At 51.2% G+C, this 6,139-nt stretch carries 5 protein-coding genes; 2 read left to right on the top strand and 3 right to left on the bottom strand.

Going from position 1 to position 6,139, the window contains the following annotated elements; genetic code table 11:
• Positions 1-81: 81 nt before the first annotated feature.
• The 3 genes from ABD892_RS22510 to ABD892_RS22500 form a co-directional block, all read right to left on the bottom strand.
• Positions 82-1,734: an HAD family acid phosphatase gene (locus tag ABD892_RS22510; protein WP_345198454.1), complete on the bottom strand. Its 1,653-nt coding sequence runs from the start codon at positions 1,732-1,734 to the stop codon at positions 82-84.
• 368 nt (positions 1,735-2,102) lie between these two features.
• Positions 2,103-2,498 (bottom strand): acyl-CoA thioesterase, encoded by a 396-nt coding sequence (locus ABD892_RS22505; RefSeq protein ID WP_345198453.1) that lies wholly within the window; start codon positions 2,496-2,498, stop codon positions 2,103-2,105.
• Positions 2,499-2,557: 59 nt separating this feature from the next.
• Positions 2,558-3,628 carry a helix-turn-helix domain-containing protein gene (locus ABD892_RS22500; protein WP_345198451.1) on the bottom strand — a complete coding sequence of 357 codons (1,071 nt, stop codon included), beginning with the start codon at positions 3,626-3,628 and terminating at the stop codon, positions 2,558-2,560.
• Positions 3,629-3,755: 127 nt separating this feature from the next.
• Here ABD892_RS22500 and ABD892_RS22495 point away from each other — a divergent pair, with 127 nt between their 5' ends.
• Positions 3,756-4,619 carry a metal-dependent hydrolase gene (locus tag ABD892_RS22495; RefSeq protein ID WP_345198450.1) on the top strand — a complete coding sequence of 288 codons (864 nt, stop codon included), beginning with the start codon at positions 3,756-3,758 and terminating at the stop codon, positions 4,617-4,619.
• A gap of 117 nt (positions 4,620-4,736) precedes the next feature.
• Positions 4,737-6,110 carry a sodium-dependent transporter gene (locus ABD892_RS22490; protein ID WP_345198449.1) on the top strand — a complete coding sequence of 458 codons (1,374 nt, stop codon included), beginning with the start codon at positions 4,737-4,739 and terminating at the stop codon, positions 6,108-6,110.
• Positions 6,111-6,139: the final 29 nt, after the last annotated feature.

The raw sequence follows: 6,139 nt of genomic DNA, 5'->3' as shown, positions 1-6,139 counted from the left end.
CATGACACGTCTCCTAACCCAAGGAAAACCAGTGTCGTAAGTTTAGACGGGAGAATGGCTTATGTTAGGTGGTAATCAGGTTCATTTATGCGTTTCAGCCGCGCCTTCTTGAGGCATAACCCAACGTTTAATCTTCGGAAACAGCTGTTCCACCACGCGATGATTCGATCCATCGCCCCGCCACCACTCCCAAAGCTGATGCGGAGCCGGTATCAGATAGACACCATCGGCCTCTTCTTCCGGAATGGCCGCCGATTGGCGAGTCAACAGCGATAGGGACTCCGAACCCTCCGTATTGATGATACACAATCCGGTATTGATAACAGGCTCATCATCAATGTCATTATGCATGAGCCACCGGCAAACCATCTGACAATAATTCTGCACCTCGGCGCCTTCAACGGTTACTGTATACTCAACCTTTCCCTTGTACTTATTCCGAACATTTCGCAAAAAAGCTACAACGTGCTCATCAGGCTCCGCCAGGCCATAATCAAACCACTCAATCAGTGCGCCTGTTTGAAGGGATTCCTGATCTGCATACCGCCCCTGAGCAATAAGATCCGCCACATAGGAACTCGTATCAGCAAGCACGCCCTCCAGCTGAACATGAACAACCGGCGGCTTTCCCTTTTCAACCATTTTCTTGCACCACTCTTCTGCACCCACCAGAGACTGGCGAACGGCGAGCTCGCGCTCAAACGAAGTCGAGTAAAGCACTGCCTGAATCTGTTCCTGACTGTTCAGCGAAATAGGCGTACACGGGTATCCGGCTATTTGATGAATATGTGCAAACCTCGACCAGGCTTCTTTCAACAGTTCACCTGAAGAATATTTAAAATGCGTCACCCTGTCCCATTCTCCAAATGCTGCGCAGGGCTGTACAAAATGAGTCCTCCCCACCTGCGCTAACATAACGTCCCTTTCCCCCTTGTTCATCGTTGACGGATTCCTGGGAAAACCCAAATCCATCCGTTTATCACCAGCCATGAAGACCAACTCGGGAGCTTTTCCCTGAGAGATTAACTCGTTCATAATCCTATTAGCGGTTTCCTGCTTTTCATGATTGATGTGAACATTTTTTTCACTGACATTAGGGAACCCTTGATTTTTTAAGAAATCACAGGCCGCCTTATGTATCTCAGGATGGACTTCACGGGCAGTAATATAGTGAATAACCACACCTTTCGAGTGGGCGTACTCAAGAAACTCCCTTGCCCCCGACAGAGCCTGACTCGGCTGATACAGCCACCATGCACAGCTGCTCACGTCATCCATGCGATCACTGCGACCAATAAAGCCGGTGAAATAGCTAAAACTGTCAACTATCATGTCATCCACATCAGTGAATAAAACAGGTGTACTCTGGTTTCCTGTCCTCGTCGCTTGCAATCTCAGTTCTTCCAGCCGTTGATCAAGAGCCCTCCTTGCCAGGTCGAATACCTTTCTGTGGTGCGTTTTAACATCGCATCCACTCTGCCACGCAGCGGCAGTGACGACCTGTTCATGAAGACTCCGTATATCTTTTGCTTCTTCTGCGTCAACCGGGGGAATCATCGGCTTTTGCCAGTTAATTTGCTTCACAACACGGCGGGCCGAATCTACTGCCTCTTTGGAAGCTATATGTTCAGGTGTTATCGAACTGCCATCATAAGAAGAATGATCTTTAAATTGCCTATTAAATTGATCTGTTTTCGCCTGCAGAATCGAGTCCAATTTCAGATTAAACTTCATATTAAAACGCTCCATAACCGTCAGAAAAACACCCTGACTCCCCCTTGACCGGTAACCCATCCAACTTTCTGGCTACAGCAAAAAATGTAACCTGCTATTGGTTAACAGCGGACACCAATGTCATCAGACAAGCAGAAGTCAAGGGTTAGAGCATTTTTTCAGTCACGAGTTCCATCCAGAAGGACAGCTGCGTCGCCATTCCAATGGATAAATAGCCCGATGATTATGTGCGAATTCAACAATGCTAATCCTGCATTATGAAATTTCCGGATTAATTCATATCAGCACCTAAACCCAAGTGCTCAACACGCCAGTCCGCGCATTGCGTCGCTGTAGACGACAAAATAAGAGATTACTTTTCGGGTACTTCAAGGAACGATTGCATGCTTTTCCAGAAGCGCCCTGATATCGTCTGGAATGGCGATGGCTTTCTTCTGGTCATAATCAAAATGAATCATGACCGCTTCACCTTTTGCGCAACAGGTGCCGTTTTGCCAGGCCTCATGGCCGATCGTCATTGAGCTGTTACCCACTTTTAACAGACCGGTTCGTATCTCCACATCATCGCCATATTGAAGTTCGGCCAAGAAATCGACTGTTATCCTCGCGATGATTAACCGCCACTTGTGGATATCCAGGTCAGGCGTAAACAACCGGAAGATCGGCTCCCGTGCTTTTTCAAACCAGACCGGAAGAACCGCATTGTTGATATGACCTAGCGCATCGGTCTCACTGAAACGGGGCAACATGACTTCTGTAAACACAATCAATTCCTGTGCGGGTTAGGTAGGGACTGTTACAGCATGATTCTTCCGGGCAACTGCTATACGGCTTTTTCATCCTGAGATTCCCGATAATGACCGGGCGAACACCCCGTCCATTTTCTGAAGGCCCGTCCAAAATTACTGGGATCGTTATAATCCAGCCGCTCTGCAATTTCTTCCACGGTCAGCCGGGTATTACGAAGAAAATAGAGGGCCAGCCGCTTTCTTTCCTGATTTACCAGATTGCGATACGTCGTATTGTATTCCTGCAGTTGCCGCCGCAATGTCCTGGGGGACATACCGAGATGGTCGGCCGTCTGTTCCAGGCTGGGAATCACATTCTCCCGACTGCGCATAAACGTCAGCACCTGCTGTAACAGACCGGTTTCCAGCTTCAGGCTATCCAGCATTTTGCGACACTGCCGCTCAGCCGAGGCCATGGTGATGGCATCCGCCGTCGGTAACGGTACGGAAAGATATTGGGCAGGAAAGCGGAACTGATTGGCTGGACAGCCGTAATTCAGCACTGCTCCATCAAAATCAAGGGCGGCATGGTGACGGGGACACTCGCAGGCCAACTGAATCTCCAGCACCGTCTGCGAGCCGCCGTACAGAAACCGCCGGATCACCTGATGGCTGGCAATAAACGCATCCAGGTAAAAGACACGGTTAACGCCCAGCGCTACGACTTCATCAAACTGCAGAATTGCCGTATCGCCATCCTGGAACAATTGTACGGAAAGCAGCGGATAACGGGTCGCCAGGTACCGCTCAGACACTCGGATGGACTCTTCCATACTGCGGCTGCTCATGGCGGCAGTCGCCAGTGCGCCATGGCTGGGCAGATTCAGCTGCATACCCAGCTGCCAGCCCAGCGATGCATCGCCGGTTTGCTTGAGAATGATACTGACCAGGCGATCACAGCGATCAAAATCGATATGGCCATCGTCGGCATCCAGCTCAATACGCCGGATACCCGCAGCATCCAGAACGAACGGTTCATCAACTCCCTGCTGTCCTGCCAGTGACAACAGGTGTCGAACATACGTGGTCGGAATAGCAATTGTGGTTCTTTTATTCTTCATGCCGTCGCCATATGCTGACTGCCTGCCCGCGACCGATACAGGCATATCAGGCTCCCCCAGCCCTTCCCGGCCCCAAATGACCTTGGGCTCTGCCGGTTCCGCTCTGTATTTTGCCTGACAGAATACACAGTATTGAATAACAGACAAAAAAGATAATAACAGTCATCGGACCATGAACACACCTCACGCCGCCTCCAGATGCCCAAGACCGTCCCATGTCGACGTCAAACCCCGTCGCATGCGATTCGGACTCGACAGCCTGAAACGACACTGGCATAGCAATGATGCCTTCCGAAGCCATTTTTTCAATGGCCTCTCTACCCTGTTCCCCCAGGGAGAACGCTTCTTTATTGATTCTGTACGCGGTGTTCAGCACGAGATCACCGACCCGGTTCTGCTGGCTGAAATCAAGGGATTCATCGCCCAGGAAGCGGTTCACGGGCATGAGCACGATAAATACAACAACCTGCTGCGCGAACAAGGCTACGATATTGACAAGCTGGACCGCCACCTGGGCTTCTGGACGCGTCTGGGCCAGAAACTGATGACTCGGAAACAGCAGTTGGCTACAACCTGCGCCGTAGAGCACTTTACCGCCATCATGGCCAATGCCCTGATGAGATATCCCCAGGATTGGCTGGGAGATGCACCGGATGCCATGAAGGCCATCTGGCGCTGGCATGCCATTGAAGAAACTGAGCACAAAGCAGTCTGCTTTGACGCCTATGAAGCCGTTGGCGGCGGCTATTTCACCCGGATCCTGATGATGATTCAGACCACGATCCATTTCAGCTATGTCACCACCCGCCATGTCTGCCATTTTCTGGCCAAAGACGGCGTCTTGTTCAAAGCCAGCACCTGGAAAAGCGGCTTTCAGTTCCTGTGGGGAAAGCCGGGGTTAATCCGGCAGATTTTCAGGGATTACCTCGACTATTACCGTCCGAGCTTCCACCCTTGGCAACACGATAACAGTACACTGATCGACGAATGGAAAGCCCAGCACGAAGAAAAATATTCCGTTCGCCCTGCCGCCTGACCCAATTCGCCGGCTTCAGGCCGGCGCGCCTGCTACGCTGTTGTCATCCTTAACGAACCTTTCGCCGATACGGCCGTCTAACCTGTAGGATATAACGCCAGCAATGAGGCCCACTTTATGAGCAGTGGACATGACGTCCCTTCTCAATCCCACAGCCAGCCACGGGGACAATTCAGTTCACGGCTCGGTTTCGTGTTTGCCGCCGCCGGCTCCGCCGTTGGCATCGGTAATATCTGGGGGTTCCCCACCCAGGTGGCAGACAACGGCGGTGCGGCCTTTCTTATCATCTACCTCATACTCTCGCTATTACTGGCCTACCCGGCACTGGTCGCCGAGTTGATGATCGGCCGCTACAGTCAGGCCAACCCGATCACCGCTCTGGAACGACTACCCCATGCCCAGGCGTTCAGCAAACATGGCCATGCCTTGGGCTGCCTGGCCGTCATCACCATATGCCTGATCTTTGCCTTTTACAGCATCATTGGCGGCTGGCTGATTGCATACGGATTGGCACCTGTTTTCAATGAAATCGGTCTGGAAACTGCTGCCAACTGGCTGGTCAGTTTCACCCCGGAACGAAATCTACTGATGACAGCCTGTTTCATTGTTATCACGCTAACCGTTGTTAATGGTGGGATAGAAAAAGGGATTGAAAAATGGTCATCGCGCCTGATGCCATTGCTGGTGATTCTTCTGCTGATTCTCATTGGCTGTGTAATCGGACAGGATGGCGCTTTCGATGGGGTACGGCACTATCTTGTGCCGGACTTCAGTAAAGTGACACCAACGCTACTGTTCAATGCGCTGGGACAATCCTTTTTTTCCATGTCTCTGGGAGTTGGCGCCATGATGGCCTACGGCTCTTACCTCAGCAAGCGGGCTAATCTCCCGGCGATGGCCCTGCAGGTCTGCCTGCTGGATACTGGTATCGCATTTCTTGCAGGCCTGCTGGTCATTCCCTGTATGTTTGTGGCCTTGAAAAGCGGCATGATGATTTACGATGACAACGGCCTGCTACATTCCAGCGATACCCTGGTATTTAACGTGCTCCCGGCCTTTTTCTCATCGCTCGGCGTCATCGGCTCAATTTTAGGTGTCATGTTTTTCGCTCTGATGACCATTGCAGCACTGACATCGTCGATATCGATGCTGGAAGTACCGGTTTCCTGCCTGACTGAACGAGGCAAGCTCTCCCGGCAGAAAGCCAGTCTGGTGATTTGTCTGCCTGTCCTGCTGTTGTGCACCCTGATTATTGCTAATTTCAGCACCCTCTTCAGTGGCGTCATCACACTGACAACACGGTATGCACAGCCGTTCAATGCCCTCTTATTCTGCCTGTTTGCAGGCTGGCTCATGCATCGGAACCATCGACTGAAAGAAATCCAACAAGGCTTCAGTCAGGTTGAAGAGACAATTTTCTGGCGCATCTGGCCCTGGTATGTCCGTTATTGCTGCCCCTTATTAATTGGCAGCTTGTTGCTATTTGGCTGATGAAACCTCTTACACAAAACCGACGTCAA

The organism is Kistimonas scapharcae (assembly GCF_039540975.1).
GTDB lineage: Bacteria > Pseudomonadota > Gammaproteobacteria > Pseudomonadales > Endozoicomonadaceae > Kistimonas > Kistimonas scapharcae.
This window is presented reverse-complemented; position numbering and strand designations above follow the sequence as displayed.

Bases quoted from the DNA above. Each gene is read 5' to 3' on its own strand.
- ABD892_RS22510 (WP_345198454.1), bottom strand. From the start codon at position 1,734: ATGAAGTTTAATCTGAAATTGGACTCGATTCTGCAGGCGAAAACAGAT.
- ABD892_RS22500 (WP_345198451.1), bottom strand. From the start codon at position 3,628: ATGCCTGTATCGGTCGCGGGCAGGCAGTCAGCATATGGCGACGGCATG.
- ABD892_RS22495 (WP_345198450.1), top strand. From the start codon at position 3,756: ATGAACACACCTCACGCCGCCTCCAGATGCCCAAGACCGTCCCATGTC.
- ABD892_RS22490 (WP_345198449.1), top strand. From the start codon at position 4,737: ATGAGCAGTGGACATGACGTCCCTTCTCAATCCCACAGCCAGCCACGG.